The sequence below is a fragment of the Thermosynechococcus sp. HY596 genome, assembly GCF_030518715.1.
Lineage (GTDB): Bacteria > Cyanobacteriota > Cyanobacteriia > Thermosynechococcales > Thermosynechococcaceae > Thermosynechococcus.
Genome location: NZ_CP130346.1, coordinates 428419 through 447125, shown reverse-complemented (window position 1 = coordinate 447125; position 18707 = coordinate 428419). Strand labels below are relative to the sequence as shown.

Genomic DNA, 18707 nt, shown 5'->3' with positions numbered 1-18707 from the left:
ACTTAGTTGAGGGCTTGGGCACGCTCGTAGGCCGCTTTTACCGTTTGCATGAGGGTTCCACGCACACCAGCAGCTTCCAGTACTTCGAGACCCGCAATGGTTGTCCCCGCAGGACTGGTGACCGCATCCTTGAGTTGCGCTGGATGCAGCCCGCGCTCATTAAGTAATTGTACTGTGCCTGCTATTGTGCCATAAACGAGTTCCTGTGTCAGCGATCGCGACAAGCCCACCGCCACCCCCGCATCGCACAAGGCCTCCACAATAAGGGCAATAAAGGCAGGCCCTGAGCCAGAAAGTGCAGTGACCGCATCCATTTGCCCTTCACTGACGGCCACCACTTGCCCTAGCACACCTAACAAATTCTTAATTTTTGCGATCTCTGCTTCAGTCGCTGCACTATCGCTAGCAAGGGCAATCACGCCGGCGCCCACTTGGGCTGGTGTATTCGGCATCGCCCGAAAGATCAACCGCTGGGGAAAAAGCCGCCGCAGCCGCCCACTGTTAATCCCTGCCATGATGGAAAGGGCAACGCCAGTGCCCTGAGCTACCGGCGTATCCGCCAGTTCTGACTCAATATCGGCAAAGACCTGTGGCTTGACCGCCAGTAGGAGCGTTTCGGCGGTAGCGACCTCTAGGTTCGTTGTCACCCTAACCCCATAGGTGTGGGCTAGATACTGCTGCCGCTGGGGCGATCGCGCCGATACCCACACCTGCTCTGGCAAGAGACCGTTGGTAAGCAACCGCGAAAGCATTGCCTCCGCCATGCGGCCACAGCCAATGATCCCCAGGGCAGGCACCCTAGGCACTGCGCTGTTGTTGGGCATCCATTCCCCAAGCTGGTGATGGGGCAACCGGTGTTGCGGCTGGGCGCACTCCCCCCACTTGCGTACTCACTTGGACACAGCTTGGCGTAAAGAGGAAAATACTCTCACCAATGCGCTCTTGGTGGCCATCAATCGTGAACGTGGCACCAGCAACAAAATCCACTGAGCGTTGGGCTTGCTCCGGCTCCATCAAGGTCAGATTTAGCACCACAGACTTCCGCTCTTTAAGAGCCTTGATCACCTCAGGCATTTCACTAAAACTGCGGGGCTGCATCACCAAAACTTCCGCCACTGCCCCCCACCAACGACCGGCATTGGGCATCCCAATCACATTCGAAGGAGCTGATCCCGTCGGCACTGAGCCAGTGGCAACTGAGGGAGACGGACTGGCGTCACAGTCGTGACTCAGGGTTGGCCGCGATGCGGGCAGCGATTCCACGTCGGATTCCGTGGTTAGTGTTCGTGCCGTTCTTTGAGGGTATTCCTCATCGTAGATGTCAGTCTCTGGGGTTAGGCCCATGAGGTCACGGAGTTTGCCCAACATAACGACTCACTATTGCTCCCAATAAATGTATGAGTTGTAAGAATTTTCTGACATGCCGTAGCTGAGTCACCGCGACAGGTCAGAGGGATAAAAACCAAATGAATATGTTTCATGTCTTAACAATCCTAGTTTCGTGGCTAAAAGGGAACCTATGCACAAACGGCCACGAGAGTTGAGTTAAAACAGGAAGGTTCAACTGGCCATTTTACAGGAAACCGAGACAAAAAGATGAGGTTGGCCTTAAGTGTCTCGCTTTTGCCTTGGGTTTGTCAAGGGTAATGATGCCTTATGTTGGTCTGGCTATGGGAATGCGAAACCAAAAAGTAGCCCCCTGCGGGTGGTTGTCTTCAACCCCTATCTCACCACCATGGGCCGTAATAATTTGCCGACACAGGTATAGCCCTAAACCAATACCGGTGCGATGGTGACTTTCCCGGCCACGGTAATACAGATCAAAGAGGCGCGATCGCTGGTCAGAGCCAATACCGACCCCATTATCCTGAACGGTGCAGTAAGCCATGTCCTCCTGAACCTCTGCTGTGAGGGTGATTGTTAGGCCGGGGCGATTGTGTTTCAGGGCATTGCTAATCAAATTCTCATAGACCCGCCGCAGTTGGATGGGATCAGCGCGAACTAGGGGTAAGGTTGGTGCCATCTGAAGCTTTACGGTGGCTTTATTTTTCTGGAGCAGCGGTTGTAGCTCCGCCACGATCGCCTTGACAAGCGTGGCTAAGGATGTGGGTGCGATCGCCAAAGAGAGGGAAGGTTGCTGATCCACGTGAATATGCAGCAGTGTTTCAATCAGATGTAGTTGCCGCTGCTGGCTATGCTGAATACAGGTCAAGGTGCTGCGGGGCACAGGAATCGTGTCGCTGGTGTTGTTCTGCAAGAGATGGTTAATCACCATCAGGGTACCTAGGACAGGGGTGCGTAAATCATGGGATACGGCGTGCAAAAAGACATCCTTGAGGTGGTTGAGTTCCTCTAGTTCACGCATTTTTTGCTGCAACTGCTCGGTACGCTCGGCCACCTGCTGTTCCAAGTTGGCATTTAAGGCCGCCAGTTGTTGATAAAGTTCTGCCTGTTGCAGGGCGATCGCCACCTGAGTCGCCAACTGCTCCAAAAAAGCGCGCTCGTAGGGCTGCCACTCTCGCGGGCGGTCACATTGGTGGACTCCCAGTAAAAAGCACGGGCCCTGGGGCTGATGTTGGATCGGAATCAGCAGACAAGACTGGATATGGTGCGCTGCATACACCTGTCGCAGATGGGGATCAAGCATTTCCCGCTCGCAGGAGAGTGTGGCCGGTGTGGTCAGCAGCCGTGAACGGTAATGCACGTTTTGCAGGAGAACCTCAAGATTCGTGTGCCATTGGGGCGCCATCGCCGCCGCCACCACTTGAATCTCCTCTGTCCTCGGATCAAAAGAGACAATAAACACGCGATCGCTGAGGAGATAGCGGCGCACTTCCACCACTGTGGTATTGAGAATCTCTGGCAGTTCCAGCGTTTGGCGAATGCGGAGGGCAATTTCCGCCAGCAGTTGTTGCCGTTGGGCAGCCAATTGTACGTTCTGTTCAGCGGTTTTGCGTTGGGTAATATCCCGTATTCCCACCACCCTCGCCCAGCGCCCCCGATAGAGAATGGATTTTCCCTGAACCTCAACAATCAGTGCTTCACCACTTTTGGTGCGAGCAAGGGCTTCAAAGGGAATATCAATGGGCTGCTGAATTCGCTCTAAAATCAGCGATCGCGCCTCTGGATGGGTCAGCAACAACACCGACTGCCCCACTAGTTCTGAAGCCGTATAACCAAACAGCCGTTCAGTTGCGGCGTTGACATCAAGAATTGTCCCCTGCTCATGGATGACTACTGCCTCAGAGGTGGCTTGAAAGAAGGTGGCTAAGCGGGCTTCGCTTTCCTCTAGTGCTCTGAGGGCGCGGTGGCGATCGCGACTTTCCACCACCAAGGACACCAGATCCGCTAGGGAAGCGGCAAACTGCTCTTCAGCAATGGTCCACTGGCGGGGTGAACCAATGTGTTCGTGGCAGAGGATGCCAATCATGCTCCCTTCAACCCAGATGGGCACATCCAACAGCGAGGTAATGCCAAGAGGTTCTAAATAGGTCTTGCGAAACTCCCGCGTGCGGGGATCGTGCCAAGCGTCATGGGCCGTAATCGTGCGCTCCTGTTCGAGGGCAGCAAAATAGTCGGGGTAATGACTAGCGGTGAGGGTCATCCCCACCGTAAAGGCCTGGGGCGACTGCTGAAACAACTGCACACATTGAATTTGCTGGCGATCGCCCCCATAAAACCACAGACTCACCCGTGCCACATTGAGACTACGGGCACTCGTCCAGAGAATGTCCTGCAAAATCTCCTCAAAGTTTGCCCCGTGGAACGGCTGCCGCCGCGCCAGTTCTACCAAAATGCGGTTGAGACTTTGCAGTTGTTCAATCACGGGGGTCATCAAGAGGCGGCAGCGTCAGGGATAAATTCCAGTGCCGCTGAGTTAATGCAATAGCGCAGTCCCGTAGGTGGCGGGCCATCCTCAAAGACATGGCCGAGGTGGGCATCGCAGACATTACAGAGAACCTCCGTGCGCACCATGCCATGGGACAGATCCCGCTCCATGCGGATATTTTTGGGGTCAAGGGGTTGCCAAAAACTCGGCCAGCCACTGCCAGAGTCATACTTGGTCTCAGAGCGAAAGAGCGGCGTGCCACAGCAGACACAGCGATAGAGTCCGGGCTTTTTGTTGTTCCAGTAGCAGCCCGTGAAGGCACGCTCCGTTCCCTTCTTGCGGGTGACATAGTACTGCTCAGGGGTAAGTTGAGCTTGCCATTCCACATCTGTTTTCACAACCTTAGCCATGCTTGCCTCAGAAATAGACAGTGATCCTACTCCTCAGCATACTTAGGCAGACAGGGAAGTTCCAGTCTTTTTGCCAAAGGTTCCCTGCCAAGGGGAAAATGTAAGGGCAATCTTGACCTTGTTTGGTTATGCCCGTTTCGCTGCCCCTTACTTTTGATTTGTCCTCTGAGTCCGAGTTTTATACTCAGGTCAGCGCTGGAATGCAGGCAGCACAGCAGGCCAATTGTCAGTTCCTGAGTTTAGGCATCTCCTTACCCACCGTTGATCCCCTGATCCTATTGGCTGGGCTGATGCAAGTCAGTGGCGAAAGTGAGCATTTTTACCTTGAGCAAGCGGGAGAGATTGTTGCTGCCTGTGGTGCGGTGGCGACCCGCAGTGTTCAGGGACATCAACGGTTTGTGGAACTCCAGCGTTTTAGTGAACAAACTCTCAGCCGCGTGTGGGCGATCGCTCCAGCCGAACCGCGCCTGTTCTGTCAATTTAGTTTTTGGGATCACCTAGGCTCTAACCGGGGGGTCTTACCCCGCTGGCAGGTGATTCAGCGTCTGGATCAGGTTTGGCTCACCCTCAGTTGTGCCTTAGAGACCAGTACACCCCATCGCCTCTGGCAAGACTGGCAACTCGTGCAGCGGGCACTGACCCACATTCTGGCTGATCCACCCCCCTGTCCACCACCACTGGCGATCGCCCTACCGCCTCTAACTGAGCAATACGGGCAATTTATTACCAGTGTCCAGCAGGCTCTCAAGCTCCTTGAGGAGGGAGACCTCGAAAAATTGGTTTTGGCCGCTGCCCTCACCCTAGAGCAGCCTCAGGGGTTCAACTGGCTGGGAACGTTGCAAAACCTGCGTCAGCAGTACGCCAATTGCTACATCTTTAGTGTTGGCCAAGAGCGGCAGCAGGTCTTTTTGGGGGCGAGTCCCGAACGCTTGGTCAAGATTGCCGATGGCGTTCTCTGTGCCGATGCTTTGGCGGGTTCCCGTCCCCGCGGGCAAACCCAACAGGAGGATCAAAGCCTGCGCAATGGCCTTTACCACAGCCCCAAGGAGCGCTACGAGCATCAGGTCATTGTTGAATTTCTCTGCCAAACCCTCCAACAGTTGGGCATGACCTGTGAGGTGCCGACCAAACCACGTATCCTTGAGCTAAGTCATATCCAACATCTGCAAACGCTGATTCAGGCCCCGCTGCCGCAACCCATTCATATTCTCCAAGGGGTGGCGGCCTTACATCCGACGCCAGCAGTGGCAGGGTATCCTGCTTCACGGGCACAGTACTGGCTGCGGCAACTGGAACCCTTTGATCGCAGTGGTTATGCTGCCCCCCTTGGTTGGGTGACACCCACCGGAGAAGGGGAATTCATTGTCGGAATTCGCTCTGCCCACCTTCAGGGCAACTCTGCCCATCTTTTTGCTGGGGCGGGGATTGTCAAAGGCTCTCACCCGGAACGGGAATGGCAGGAAATCCTGTGGAAATTTCAGACGATGATCTCTGCTTTAGCCTAGCGCAGGGGGGGCTGTTTTTTGCTCATCGTCAGCATCGGCAAGGGCTGGGAGGATTGGGGCGGCAGCGCATACTGGGGAACTTTCTCAGGGAGAGGACGTTCGGGTGATCGCTGGAGCAGGCGATAGAGCAGCGCGCTGCCCATCAAACCTAGACCCAATAGCAGCAGACCGTTGTAGCCCCCCAAGCCACCAATGGTCGAATCCACCCCTCCCATTAGCAGAAGGAAGGCGGAGATGGGTTCTTTACGGTAGGCTTTGCGCAGAAAGCGAGGATAAATCATAGGCGATCGCTGGGTACTCACCATACCATTAGAAGAATACGAGAATGCTCATGACTTGGCGTTAAATAGGCTACATTCTAGCAACCGTACGCCAAACATCTTTCAGGAACAGCTCCATCAGGCGACTTACTTCTATCCTGACAGATCCAAAGGGCAATTGGCATTGAGGAAAAAAGGGGGCGATCGCCCCCCAACTGATCTTCCTAGTAGGTTTCCACGTGCCAACGGCCTTCTTTTTTGAGCGTGCCCTTGAGGAACTCTTGCCAGTCGGCACCATTTTTGGCTGCCACTGCTGCCATTGCTTCATCAATACCCGACTCCATGCCCTTCAGACCACACATATAGACATGGGTGTTTTTCTTCTGAAGGAGTTGCCAGATTTCATCCGCATGCTCAGCAATGCGACCTTGGATGTACATCTTGCCGCCGTCGGGGGTTTTCTGCTCACGGCTAATGGCATAGGTGAGGCGGAACTGATCTGGATACTTCGCCTGAAGTTCTTCTAACTCATCCTTGTAGAGGATATTCGCGGTATAGGCAACGCCAAAGAAGAGCCATGCCAGACCCTTGAATTGATAGTCTGGATTATTTTCTTTGAACATGCGCCACAAAAAGGCACGGAAGGGAGCAATCCCCGTTCCTGTTGCCAACATAATGATCGTTGCTTCTGGATCATCGGGCAGGAGCATTTCTTTACCGACAGGCCCGGTGATTTTCACTTCATCGCCAGGTTGCAGTTGGTTCAGGTAAGAAGAACAGACCCCATAGATGGTTTCGCCGGTTTCTTTGTCTTTGTACTCTAGACGGCGCACACACAGGGAGACGGTTTTGTCATCTTGAAAGTCGCCGTGGCGGGTCGAGGCAATAGAGTAGAGGCGCAGCTTGTGGGGTTTGCCGTTGGCGTCAGTACCCGCAGGAATAATGCCAATACTTTGGCCTTCGAGATAGCGCAACTCAGTACTAGAGATGTCAAAGATGATGTGCTTGACGGTTCCCTCGCCCCCTTCGCGCACCAACTCTTCATTGGAAATGACCTTACCAACGCAGGGATTATTGGGACGATAGATATTGACGGGAATATCAACTTTCTTTTCTTTAACTGGGGCAGCACTATTATTGGATACGGGTTCCGTGGTGGCAGCCGTACCATCGAGGGGTTGAATGCTCACAATTTTGCCCCCCCAGCGGGTAATCTGCTGCATAAACTGATTCATGCGGTCATAGGGAACGTTGAAAAATTGACTGCCACTGTTGCGGATGGCATAGTCGGTTTTATCGGTTTCGGCATTTTGTCGCAGTCCCACCACTTCATAGCGAAACATCCGACTGCCAGAATTCGTCGCATTGTACATGGGCTACACGATCTCCAAAAATTTACTCAGCTTTACATTCTGCAACACAACGTCCCAACCGCGATCAACTATCACGTTTCGGCTACGGGATTGCCGTGCTTTGGCCACCCACATTATATCTAGCAGAGGCAGCTACAGGGGCTTTCCCTAGGGGTAGGGCTGAATTTCTTGGCTGGAAGAGACAGGCGCACTCATCCAAGCATAGGTTTGTAACACATAGCGATCGCGCCCTGAGCGTTTGGCCTCGTACAGGGCAGCATCAGCAGTCGCTAGCAGCTCCGCCATTGGGCAGTCCCTAAGGGTGGCGCTCACGGTGCAAATGCCGGCACTGACGGTGAGGTAGGGTTGCACTGGTGAACTGGCATGGGGAATCCCTAGGCTGCGAATGTAGTTAAAAATCCGCTCTAAAACGCAAATGGCAACGTCATGGTGGGTGTGGCGCAACAGGAGAATAAACTCTTCACCGCCATAGCGAGCCACGAGATCAGCTTCCCGCACTTGGGATTTAATGGCATGGGCAACCCGTTGCAGGGCGCGATCGCCCGCCAGATGGCCGTAGGTGTCGTTGTAGCGCTTGAAGTGATCAATATCCAGCAGAGCAATGGCAAAGGGAAGATGGGTGGTGGCCGATTCCCGCCAAGCCGACCGCAGACCGTCTTCAAAGGCACGCCGATTCGCCAATTTGGTCAGGCTGTCCTGCTGGGAGACCCCTTGGAGATGGCGATTTTCCGCCTCTAGCTGTTTTTGCCGCTGCTGTAGCTCCACAATTAGAGCTGTTTGCCGAGCCATTTGCTCTTGCAAGCGCTGAAACTGCTGCCGTTGGACGATGAACTGTCGCAGAAAACGGGGCTGGCGAAACAGGCGCAGGAGAATCAAGGGGGGCTGGCAACGGTGGATACCCACGGCTTCCACTTCGATTTTTTGTCCTTGGGGACCTCGAAGAGTGCCGGGCACCATTTGCGTCGCCTGTTGCCAGAGGGGCAGCCATTTATTGAGTTTCTCTGGGGGGGTGGCGACCAGTTCCCGAAGGTTGCAATTGAGCACACTGCTGCCAAAAAATTCACGGCCACTGGGGTTAATGGCCACAATGTTGCCTTGGACATTCATGACCAGCGTTGGCTCTGGCAACAGATCGATCCATGCGCCAATATCGAGTGTAAAGTCGCTCATCTTAACCCCGCCGGAATGTAAGGACTTGACTGGCTTAGACTGACTCAATGCGATAGTATTCTCGCCCCTTGGCCGCTGAGGCCGCAGCAGTAGGTTGGGTATAGATCACCACGTGGCACCCTTGATCCCCATTGGCGATCGCCTTTTCAATACAGACCTTGGCATAGCCCAAATGGTGCGCCACAATCACGCCAAACACATTTGAGGTCATCATGCACAACGAGGGATGACCCACCACGCCACTGCCAAGGGGGCAACGCTGATTCCCTAAGATAATACGTTCCTCATCCTGCTCAATCAGGAAAAATCCCCCTTCAATGCGATTTTTGAGATCCACAAGAATTTGGGCAATCGTCTTGGCATCAAGGGGGCGATCGCCAAGGGCTTGAGTGTAGAGAGCGTTGATTTGATTGCCCATTTGCTGCCCTACAAGGGCAATAAACCCAGAGGCATCATCGAGACCCACGACATCTTCTAGCGTCTCCGCTACCAACCCCAGCAAACTTTGCAGAAAGCTCGAGGACTGTAGGCTGATTTGCAGATTCCCTATCTCTATGGGAGTCTCAACAGGGGACGGTTCAGTGGCTGTCATGGGTAATGTCCTCAGGGAACCGCGGTTAAGCGACCCTCGCTATATGAGTGTATAGTAAATAATATCGAGAAAAGCAACTAGAATTTATCAAGAATTCTTTATACTTTTTTGATTTTTTAATCAGAAGCTACTCCTCGCCTCAAGGGGTGCGCTTACTCGGCATTTTGCGATCGCTGGGCTTGATAGGCCTGCCAACTCTCGATCACACGACCAAAATTGGTGCGGAATTCTCGCCAACCGAGCCAACTTCCCTGCTCGTGCTCATCCCAAGAGGCAGAAAGAATCCCATAGCTCAGCCCCAGCGCCCCAAGGCCAAAGAGACCGAGACTAGCGATGACAACGGCCACATTAGGCAACTTAAACCAGCCCTCATGGACAATGAAATAGCTGAGGGGAAACGTCATCAATCCCAAAAGCGTGGGGGTACCGCAGCAGATTGCCATCCGGGTAACCATGCGTTGGCTGACAATTTCTGGAATGCCTGTACTTTTTTTGGCTGGCTTGGCTGGGGATTTTGGGGCATTAGAACGGACGGCTGCGGCAGCAGGAGCTTTGGCAGGCTTGGTTGCTCCTTTTTTCTTTTTAGGCTCAAAAGGCAGATCCGACCGTTTTGCCATTGTCTTTAACCCCGAATTCCTAAACGTTCAATGAGTTGGCGATAGCGCTGGGCATCGTGGCGATGGATATAGGCCAGTAGCCGCTTGCGACGGCCAATAATTTTCAGCAGTCCTCGGCGAGAGGCGTGATCTTTTTTATTCGCCTTGAGATGCTCAGAAAGCTGCTTGATCCGCTCTGTGAGGATGGCAACTTGGACATCCGCAGAGCCAGTATCGGTACCGTGAATCTGGTAGGTGTTGATGATTTCTTGTTTAACGTCGTGTTGCAGGGCCATGGTCATCAGTTATGAATAGCGCGATCTATTATCATACTCCGATCTTTTGAAATAATAAACTCTCCTGAGCGCGACTATTCTGCCTGTTGGCTGCCACTGCGTTGCCCTAAGAATTACTGACATTGGTGCTGTTTTCCTCAAGGGGGGCGATCGTCAGCAGTTCCTTAAGGGGTTTTTCACTATCGGAGATGGGGGACTTGGCCGTTGTCAGTTCTGTATCAATGGCAAAGGTGGCAAATTGGGTGAGAATTTCACGGCAGAAGACCTCGGCTGCCCGCGATCGGTAGCGATTGGGATTGGTAATCAGTGACAGGGTGCGTTTCACCACCACATTTTCGATACCTATCCGCCGCAGGCTCCCCAGTTGTAACTCCTTCTCAATGGCGGAAATGGAGACAAAGGCAGCCCCCAAGCCCGACTGCACGGCGTTTTTAATCGCCTCAATGGAATTCAGCTCCATCTCCACCTTCAGGCGGCGGGGGTCAATGTTGGCGCGCTGCAGCACCTGATCAATCACCTTGCGAATGGTGGATTGGGCATCGAGGGCAATAAAGCCCAGCTTGTACAAGTCTTCTTTGGTGAGGGTTTCGGCACTAGCCAAGGGATGATCCACGGGTAAGACCAGTGCCAGTTCATCCTCCGCATAGGGGGTGATGGTAATTTGCTCGCTCAGTTCTGAGGGGACTTCGCCGCCAATAATTGCTAGATCAATTTGACCGTTGACCAAACTCCAGCAGGTGCGGCGGGTGGAATGCACATGGAGTTGAACAGCGACTTCGGGATATTTGCTGCGAAACAGGCCAATCATGCGGGGCATCAGGTAGGTGCCGGTGGTTTGGCTGGCTCCAATGATCAATGTCCCCCCCTGCAATTTTTGTAGGTCTTCGATGGCACGGCAGGCTTCATGGCACAGGGAGAGAATTTGATCGCCGTAGGCCAGTAGGAGTTGTCCGGCTTCGGTGAGTTGGGCACGGCGTCCCCCGCGATCAAAGAGGGGAACATCCAGTTGGCGTTCAAGGTTTTGCACCTGTAAACTCACTGCGGGTTGGGAGACGTAAAGGCTGTCAGCGGCTCGCTTAAAGCTTCCTTCGAGGGCGATCGCCTTCAGGATTCGCAATTGATCAAGGGAAAAGGGCAGTTCGGACATAGGCATTGAGGCCATAGGCGTGCCACTAAGAGGCGTTTTTCTGAACTTATCAGGAATCATGCCCAATTGATATCTATCCCCGCACAAGAAAGCTGAGTTTGGCTTGCCAGTGACGCAAAATAGCACATCTGAAACCTATTGTAAGGGTTCAGTTTCCCCCGCGCGATCGCTGACTTTTGTTACATGTTGTTACATTATTGCGCTGGGGAGCGAGCGATCGCCATCTAGCACCAAGAGAACAGTTGCCTCTATTGGCTGCTTCTTAACCCCCTATCCCGTTGCTCATCCCCTAGCAGCAGCGGAAAGGGAAGATGGCGGTTCGCTAAAATCGGTCTAGCGATGCTCTCGGGGCGCCGCTGCACAATTGCGCGAGGAGTTGAAATCGTGCCCTACCCTTGGCCAAAATGGCTGCCGATGCCGGTTGTTGCCACCACACTGGGAGTAACCGCTGTGGTGATCGGTGTGCGCCAACTGGGACTGCTTCAGCCGTCGGAACTGAGTCTGTATGACTTCTATGTGCGATCGCAACCCGCCCGTGACCCTGATTCGCGTATCCTGACGGTGCTGGTGACGGAGCAGGACATTCAAGCCCAAAAAACGTGGCCCCTGCCGGATGCTACCGTTGCCGATCTCCTCACCCGCCTTAATGCCGCTAGCCCGCGTGCCATTGGCTTGGATATTTTCCGCGATTTGCCCCACCCCCCCGGCCACGACGAGTTGCAAAACATGATTCGCATCAACCCGCGCATTATTCCAGTGTGCAAATCAACGGGGGAAACAGCGGAGCAACCCGAAGTGCCACCACCACCCAGTATTCCCGCAGCACAGGTGCCAGAGCGAGTGGGCTTTGCCGATATCCCCCTCGATAACGATGGTGTCATTCGCCGCAATCTATTTGTGATCAGCAATCCTAAAGCACAGCGGTGTACAACGCCCTTTTCCTTTGCCTTGATGCTGGCACTGCGCTACCTAGAACAAGACCCCGCTCAGACTATCAAACTCGATGACAAGGGTTTGACCCTCAATGATGTGCATTTTCCCCTCCTCAGCAGCGATGCCGGTGGCTATGTGGGGGTGGACGATCGCGGCATGCAAACCCTGCTGAAGTACCGCTCACGCAACGCAGTGGGGCCAACGGTTTCCCTAACGGATGTACTGACCGGACGAGTGAGCGAAGACCTGATTCGCGATCGCGTCGTTTTGATTGGGGTGTCTGCGCCGAGCATCAAGGATATTTTCCTCACCCCCTATAGCGGTAGTGATGCTGTGACGCAGCAAATGCCGGGGGTGGTTGTCCATGGCCAGATGGTGAGTCAATTCCTGAGTGCGGCTCTCGACGGCGAAAGTCCCATTTGGTATTGGCCGCTGCCAGTGGTGCTCGGCTGGATTCTGCTGTGGGCTGGGGTGGGCAGTGTCCTTGGCTGGTGGTTGCGGCAACCCCTGGGGTTGGGGGGCGCGGTAGTGGGGGGGCTAATTGTCCTTTTTGGTGGTGGCTTTGGCATTTTTGTCATGGGGAGTGGCTGGATTCCCGTGGTGCCGCCGGCGATCGCCCTAGTGCTCAGCAGTATGGGTATGGTCGGCTACGTTAGCTATCAGGCGCAGCAGGAGCAAAAATCTTTCCAAGAAAAAGTACAGGAACAGGAAAAAGCCTTGGCACTGTTGCGATCGCTGATGGCCGAGGATACGGCAGCCCTCAATGCAGCCCTGCGAGAACCCACAGAAATTACCGGCAAACCCCGTTCTCTCCTCAGTGGTCGCTACAAAATCCAAAAAGTCTTGGGGTCAGGGGGCTTTGGCCGCACCTATTTGGCTCAGGATACCCAGCGACCGGGGAACCCCCTCTGTGTGGTCAAGCATTTGCGACCGGGACGCACCGATGAGCGCTTTATGCAGGTGGCGCGACGGCTCTTTCATACCGAAGCAGAAATCCTTGAAAAGCTAGGACGCCACGATCAAATTCCCCTCTTGCTGGCCTATGTTGAGGAAAATCAGGAATTCTATCTGGTGCAGGAGTTTATTGATGGTGCTTCCCTAAGTGAGGAACTGCAACGCAAACACACGGAAGCTGAGGCCATTCAACTCCTACGGGAAATCTTGGAAGTGCTGAGTTTTGTCCACAGTCACTATGTGATTCACCGCGATATTAAGCCCGATAATATTATTCGCCGTGCCAGCGATCGCAAGCTGGTGCTGATTGACTTTGGGGCAGTGAAGCAAATTCAACCCCAAGAAGTGGAGAAAACCCAAGGGAGCACCGTGGTCATTGGTACGATGGGTTATGCTCCGCCAGAGCAGCTCTCCGGTCAGCCCACCCTCAGCAGTGATATTTACGCTGTCAGCATGATTGTGCTGCAGGCTTTAACGGGTATTAAACCCCGCGATCTACCGCGAGATCCGCGCACGGGTGAAGTGGATTGGCAGCAGTGTGTCACAGTGAGTGAAGGTCTAGCGGCAGTGCTCAATAAGATGGTGAAATTTAACTTTAGCGATCGCTACCCCTCCGCCAAGGAAGCCCTTCAAGAGGTCCGGCGCTTGGCGACACCTGCTTCACCCGTCTCATGAATTATCCTGTGGTGCTCTCTGACCTCCCCCTTGGTACTTCGGCGCGGATTACTGCCATTGAGGGAACCCCCGCTTGGCAACGGCGCCTTGCTGCCGTGGGGTTTACCGTCGGCCAAACCGTCACCCTGTTGCGTCGTGCCCCCTTCAGTCAAACCTTGGCCGTACGGGTGGGTGCCCTGACCGATGTGGCCATACGGGCAACAGATGCCAGCACTATCCTTGTGGAACCGCTGCGAAATCTAGAGGCTTGGGACTAACTGTGAATTGTCACGATTAGAATTCTTGGCTGCCGCTGCCAGCAAGCCGTAAAAGAGAGGATGAGGCGCATTGGGGCGGGAACGAAACTCGGGGTGAAACTGCACCGCAATAAAGAAGGGGTGAGCCGGATACTCGATAATTTCTACTAAGCGGCCATCAGGAGAGGTGCCTGTAATTTGATAGCCCGTTTCTAAAAAGAGGCTGCGATAGGCATTGTTAAACTCGTAGCGATGGCGGTGCCGCTCGTAGATGACCGTTTCGCCGTAGAGCTTTTCGGCAAGGGAATTGGGGGCTAGGCGGCAGGCATACAAGCCCAAGCGCATCGTTCCCCCCAAATCCACAATGTCCTGCTGTTCAGGCAACAGGTGAATCACCGGATGGGGGGTATTGGCATCAAACTCAGCACTGTTAGCATTTTCTAAACCGGCAATATGGCGTGCCCACTCAATCACCGCGCACTGCATCCCCAAGCACAACCCCAAAAAGGGAATTCCTTGCTCACGGGCGTACTGAATGGCTGCAATTTTGCCTTCGACGCCGCGAATACCAAACCCCCCCGGCACAACAATCGCCGCGACATTGCTGAGGGCATTTTCTACGCCATTTTCAACTATTTCTTCGGAGTTGACCCAGCGGATACGCAGTTCCTGATCAAGGGCGATCGCCGAGTGCCGCAGGGCTTCCACCACCGAAAGATAGGCATCGCTGAGGCGGACATATTTGCCCACAATCGCCACCTCTAAGGGGGTATGGGAACGGTAGAGCCGCTCCACCAGAGCCTGCCACTGACTGAGATCCGGTTGCCGTTGCTCCAAGTTCAAAAGACTCAAAACTTGGGTGGCTAACCCTTCGCGCTCAAGCAGCAGAGGCACTTCATAGATACTTTTGGCATCCGGCGAGGGAATGACACATTCCACAGGGACATCACAAAATTGGGAGAGCTTTTCCTTGATGCCCGGTACAAGGGGGCGATCGCAACGACAGATCAGAATATCCGGCTGAATCCCAATGGAGCGCAATTCCTTGACCGAGTGCTGGGTGGGTTTTGTTTTCATCTCCCCTGCCGAGGGAATCCAAGGCACCAAGGTTACATGCATAAACAGCACATGGTGCCGCCCCACCTCCGTGCGAAACTGACGGATGGCCTCTAGAAAGGGCAGCGACTCAATATCGCCAACGGTTCCCCCAATTTCAATAATCACCACATCGGGGTTTTTGTCCTTCGCCACCCGTAGAATGCGTTCTTTAATCTCATTCGTAATGTGGGGGATGACCTGCACCGTTCCCCCCATATAGTCGCCGCGTCGCTCTTTGTTAATCACCGCTTGGTAAATGGATCCCGTCGTGACGCTATTGAGGCGGGACATGGGTGTATCCGTAAAGCGCTCGTAGTGCCCCAAGTCCAAATCCGTTTCGGCACCATCGTCGGTCACAAACACTTCCCCGTGCTGGAAGGGACTCATTGTGCCCGGATCCACATTGATATAGGGATCAAGCTTGAGAATTGACACGGAATACTGCCGCGATTTCAATAGACGCCCCAGACTAGCGGCGACAATTCCTTTCCCAATACTGGAGACGACACCGCCAGTCACAAAAACATATTTCGTCATTGCTGAATGCTAGTGCTAAGCCGCAGAGGCCATACTCATCAAAACCTACGCAACTATTCTCGCATATTGGGGCATGGCGCCTAGGAGAAATTGTGCACCAATTCCTTGACGACTTGGGATTGCTCCTCAATGCGCTGCCTCAGCCGCTGGCACACCAGATCACACAGCGGAAAGATCGTCGGGTCAGCAATTTCGTAATAGACGGTAACCCCTTGGGGTTGTCGCCGCACCAGACCCGCCTGAGCAAGGGTTTTCAAGTGCTTTGAGACATTGGCCTGCCCCAACCCCGTTTCCTGAATAATCTCCGAGACATTGCGCCGTCCCTGTTTTAGGGCACAGAGCACTTGCAGGCGACTCGGTTCCGACAGCACTTTGAAATACTCGGCAACGTGGGTGAGCAAGTCAGGGGAGGGGAGGTCAACCATAGGGGATATCGCACACTAGAGACACAGATCAAGATAACTTAGCTTAATAACTCTATTATATGACTGTACAGTAAATAAAGCAGCCCATCCTAGGGATGGGGAATGCTGCGAGGAGCGTTAGCGCAGCTTCACTGGCAACTTGATGGCCGATTTGGGCGAGGTGGCCGTTGTGTTTTTTTGCCGTAGCCGTTGGGCATAGAAGGACGCCGCCTCATCACCACGGGCACATTCTTGGGCAAAGTTAATCAGATGATGCCCCACCACACCCACGTGGATCACTTGTTCAATTTGGCCTTTTTTCAGGGCAGGCCCTGCCAGCTTCCAGAACGTCTTGCGGTAGCTCCCCCAAAGCCCCACGTGCCAGAGGAGATTTTTCATGATCCGCAGTCCCCGCAGGATATTTTCGCGGCTGAGGCGAGCTGGGCTATTCGGCACTGCAATGCGGTTGGGATACGTGTGTTCCATTTGATAGGCAAACCGCTCGTAGAGAAACTCCGGTTCATAGGCGGTGGTGATGGTGCGGCGCCATATTTCCACTACTTCTTCGTAGGGCATCAGGAACTCAACATTGGATTCGCGGTTTTCGTCATGGTTGAGGCGGCCTTCTGCTTCCAGCCGACGCCAGAGGGGGGTACGGGGTAGGGCGTGCAGCAGGTTAATCGTCAGAGTGGGAATGTGGGAAGCGCGAATAAATTCAAGAATGCGATCGCCCGTTTGGGGTGTATCGGTATCAAAGCCAATAATGATCCCAGAAACCACTTCCATGCCGTAACGATTGAGGGTTTGCACCGCCTGCAAAATCGGCATACTTAGGTTTTGATCCTTGTGGATGGCGTGGAGCGCTTCAGGTTCCGGGGTTTCAATGCCACAGAAAATCGTACAGAAATAGGCTTCCCGCATCATTTCTAGAAGTTTTGGGCTTTGGGCAATGTTCAGGGTCGCTTCACAGGCAAATTGCAGCGGGTAGCCATTGGCCTTTTGCCAGTCAATCAGATGGGGCAGCAGTTCCATGACGGCGCGGCGATTGCCAATAAAGTTATCGTCAACGAAATAGACCGCCCCCGGATTTCCTGAAGCCAGCATTGTATCCAGTTCCTTGAGGATTTGCTGCGGCGTTTTCAGGCGCGGATTGCGGCCATAGAGTTCGGGAATATCACAAAACTCACAGCGAAAGGGACAGCCACTGGAAAACTGCACACTGCCGAGGAAGTAATTTTCCATGCGCACGTGCTGGTAGGCAGGCACAGGAAATTCACTCAAGGGTAACCGTGCCGTGGTTTCAAAGATCAGTTGTTGGGGCGGGCGCTGGCTGCCGTACTCGTCAAAGTAAGCAATCATTTTATCGGTGGCATCCCCCAGTTCCCCTAGGTGGAGAATATCCACATCGGGATAGTACTCCGGACAACTGGAGACCGAAGGCCCGCCGAGGGCAGTGAGTTTACCGTGACGATGGGCAATGTCGTTGATTTCTAAAATTTGTGGCCGCTGAATGTGCATGCCGCTAGTAATGACAATATCAGCCCAAGCATAGTCAGCATCGGTTGCTGGCCGTACATTTTCATCAATCAGGCGCACTTCCCAAGAGTCTGGAAGATAGGCGGCCACCAACAAAATCCCTTGGGGTGGCATAAAGGCGCGTACCGTGCCCATGAGGGGGTAGGCGTGGTGAAACGTACCAAAGGAGCGGCTATAGCGGGGGAAAATGCAGAGAATACGGCGATGGTTGCGGGGGGTATAGGGGACTCGACCACCGGTCATCTCGGGAACCAGTTTAATCTCATCGGTGTTCCGACTGAGGTTCATAGCCCACCACTCCTACCTACACGCACTTTTCAATAGGTATAGCCTACAAATGCGGCTATCGCCTAGGTTTTAGTACCCTTTGGCACTAAAGTCCAAGGTGAGGGGAATCTCGACCCGTTCAATGTGGGTTCTAAAGGTGCCATCGGGGTATAACAACAGATGACGAAAACCGGGACCAATGGGTTCAAGGGAAAATTCAGGGGCGCGAGGCAAAAACTGGATACAGGTGGAGGGGCAGCCGAGATACGTCACCCCTTGCCGCTCGGTGGCAAATTCCTGATGGATATGACCAAAGAGGACAAGCTTCACCTGCGAATGGCGATCCAAGACAGCAAAAAGGTGCTCAGGGTTTTGTAGGCGGCTACTGTCGAGCCAAGGGGCACCGGTCTCAAAGGGGGGATGGTGCAGGGCAATGAATGTGGGGCGATCGCCCGCGCGACTCAAGGTTGCCTCTAGCCAGCTTAAGGTTTCAGGACGCAATTCACCATGGACTTTGCCATCCGCTTGGGAACTGAGGAGCAGGCCTTGCCAAGTCCCAAGATTGATCTGGCGATCGCCCCTCAGCGGCGGACGTTCCAACGCCGGCAGCATTACCCTTGGTTCATCATGGTTACCGGGAATCCAATATACGGGACAGGTAAAGTCCCTGAAAGCAGTGGCCAAACGGTCGTAGGTGGTGGCAACGGGTTCCTGTGCCAAGTCTCCCGTCAACAGCAGGGCAGCAGGGGCATGACGGTGAATTACCCCTAAAACAGCAGCTAGGGATTGAGCCGTGGGCAGGCCAAGGAGTCTGCCTTCATCTGTGGCAAATAGATGCAGATCTGATAACTGGATCAGGTGAAAGGGATCATTCATAGACTTGCTGGGG

At 53.9% G+C, this 18707-nt stretch carries 18 protein-coding genes; 3 read left to right on the top strand and 15 right to left on the bottom strand.

Features of this window, described 5'->3' with window-relative positions; all coding sequences use genetic code 11:
• Window positions 1-2: 2 nt before the first annotated feature.
• From proC to msrB, 4 genes are all read right to left on the bottom strand, one after another.
• A complete protein-coding gene (gene proC, locus QYC28_RS02250; RefSeq protein ID WP_149817791.1) occupies window positions 3-824 on the bottom strand; it encodes a pyrroline-5-carboxylate reductase in 822 nt (273 codons plus the stop codon).
• Window positions 799-1368 (bottom strand): cell division protein SepF, encoded by a 570-nt coding sequence (locus QYC28_RS02245; protein ID WP_286626422.1) that lies wholly within the window; start codon window positions 1366-1368, stop codon window positions 799-801. Before QYC28_RS02245 ends, proC begins: the two co-directional genes overlap by 26 nt.
• A 286-nt stretch (window positions 1369-1654) precedes the next feature.
• On the bottom strand, window positions 1655-3835 hold the full coding sequence (locus tag QYC28_RS02240) for a GAF domain-containing protein (protein ID WP_302679766.1): 2181 nt from the start codon (window positions 3833-3835) through the stop codon (window positions 1655-1657).
• Window positions 3835-4239 (bottom strand): peptide-methionine (R)-S-oxide reductase MsrB, encoded by a 405-nt coding sequence (gene msrB, locus QYC28_RS02235; RefSeq protein WP_302679765.1) that lies wholly within the window; start codon window positions 4237-4239, stop codon window positions 3835-3837. The genes QYC28_RS02240 and msrB overlap by 1 nt, the downstream gene beginning before the upstream one ends.
• Window positions 4240-4397: 158 nt before the next feature.
• Here msrB and QYC28_RS02230 point away from each other — a divergent pair, with 158 nt between their 5' ends.
• Window positions 4398-5744, top strand: a complete 1347-nt coding sequence (locus QYC28_RS02230; RefSeq protein ID WP_302679764.1) for an isochorismate synthase MenF — start codon at window positions 4398-4400, stop codon at window positions 5742-5744.
• Here QYC28_RS02230 and QYC28_RS02225 read toward each other — a convergent pair.
• From QYC28_RS02225 to QYC28_RS02195, 7 genes are all read right to left on the bottom strand, one after another.
• On the bottom strand, window positions 5741-6025 hold the full coding sequence (locus QYC28_RS02225; protein ID WP_149821604.1) for a hypothetical protein: 285 nt from the start codon (window positions 6023-6025) through the stop codon (window positions 5741-5743). The two genes, QYC28_RS02230 and QYC28_RS02225, sit on opposite strands and share 4 nt — an antisense overlap.
• 203 nt (window positions 6026-6228) lie before the next feature.
• Window positions 6229-7377 (bottom strand): ferredoxin--NADP reductase, encoded by a 1149-nt coding sequence (gene petH, locus QYC28_RS02220; RefSeq protein ID WP_149817780.1) that lies wholly within the window; start codon window positions 7375-7377, stop codon window positions 6229-6231.
• 147 nt (window positions 7378-7524) lie between these two features.
• On the bottom strand, window positions 7525-8547 hold the full coding sequence (locus QYC28_RS02215; protein WP_149817778.1) for a diguanylate cyclase domain-containing protein: 1023 nt from the start codon (window positions 8545-8547) through the stop codon (window positions 7525-7527).
• A 34-nt stretch (window positions 8548-8581) separates the two neighbouring features.
• Complete coding sequence (locus QYC28_RS02210) at window positions 8582-9139, bottom strand: methanogen output domain 1-containing protein (protein WP_302679763.1); 558 nt, start codon at window positions 9137-9139, stop codon at window positions 8582-8584.
• A gap of 152 nt (window positions 9140-9291) precedes the next feature.
• Window positions 9292-9756, bottom strand: a complete 465-nt coding sequence (locus tag QYC28_RS02205; protein ID WP_149817774.1) for a PAM68 family protein — start codon at window positions 9754-9756, stop codon at window positions 9292-9294.
• 5 nt (window positions 9757-9761) lie between these two features.
• Window positions 9762-10031, bottom strand: a complete 270-nt coding sequence (gene rpsO, locus QYC28_RS02200) for a 30S ribosomal protein S15 (protein WP_149821602.1) — start codon at window positions 10029-10031, stop codon at window positions 9762-9764.
• 106 nt (window positions 10032-10137) lie between these two features.
• Complete coding sequence (locus QYC28_RS02195; protein ID WP_149817772.1) at window positions 10138-11178, bottom strand: LysR family transcriptional regulator; 1041 nt, start codon at window positions 11176-11178, stop codon at window positions 10138-10140.
• A gap of 384 nt (window positions 11179-11562) precedes the next feature.
• Between QYC28_RS02195 and QYC28_RS02190 the strand changes: the two genes are divergently transcribed.
• On the top strand, window positions 11563-13740 hold the full coding sequence (locus tag QYC28_RS02190) for a CHASE2 domain-containing serine/threonine-protein kinase (RefSeq protein ID WP_302679762.1): 2178 nt from the start codon (window positions 11563-11565) through the stop codon (window positions 13738-13740).
• Complete coding sequence (locus tag QYC28_RS02185) at window positions 13737-13997, top strand: FeoA family protein (protein ID WP_286626411.1); 261 nt, start codon at window positions 13737-13739, stop codon at window positions 13995-13997. The genes QYC28_RS02190 and QYC28_RS02185 overlap by 4 nt, the downstream gene beginning before the upstream one ends.
• On the opposite strand, the gene QYC28_RS02180 is transcribed toward QYC28_RS02185, so the two are convergent.
• From QYC28_RS02180 to cpdA, 4 genes are all read right to left on the bottom strand, one after another.
• Window positions 13980-15611 carry a CTP synthase gene (locus QYC28_RS02180; RefSeq protein ID WP_149817766.1) on the bottom strand — a complete coding sequence of 544 codons (1632 nt, stop codon included), beginning with the start codon at window positions 15609-15611 and terminating at the stop codon, window positions 13980-13982. The genes QYC28_RS02185 and QYC28_RS02180 overlap by 18 nt on opposite strands.
• Window positions 15612-15691: 80 nt before the next feature.
• Window positions 15692-16036, bottom strand: a complete 345-nt coding sequence (locus QYC28_RS02175; protein ID WP_149817764.1) for a helix-turn-helix transcriptional regulator — start codon at window positions 16034-16036, stop codon at window positions 15692-15694.
• Window positions 16037-16153: 117 nt separating this feature from the next.
• A complete protein-coding gene (locus QYC28_RS02170; RefSeq protein WP_302679761.1) occupies window positions 16154-17839 on the bottom strand; it encodes a B12-binding domain-containing radical SAM protein in 1686 nt (561 codons plus the stop codon).
• A gap of 69 nt (window positions 17840-17908) precedes the next feature.
• Window positions 17909-18694 carry a 3',5'-cyclic-AMP phosphodiesterase gene (cpdA, locus tag QYC28_RS02165; protein ID WP_302679760.1) on the bottom strand — a complete coding sequence of 262 codons (786 nt, stop codon included), beginning with the start codon at window positions 18692-18694 and terminating at the stop codon, window positions 17909-17911.
• Window positions 18695-18707: the final 13 nt, after the last annotated feature.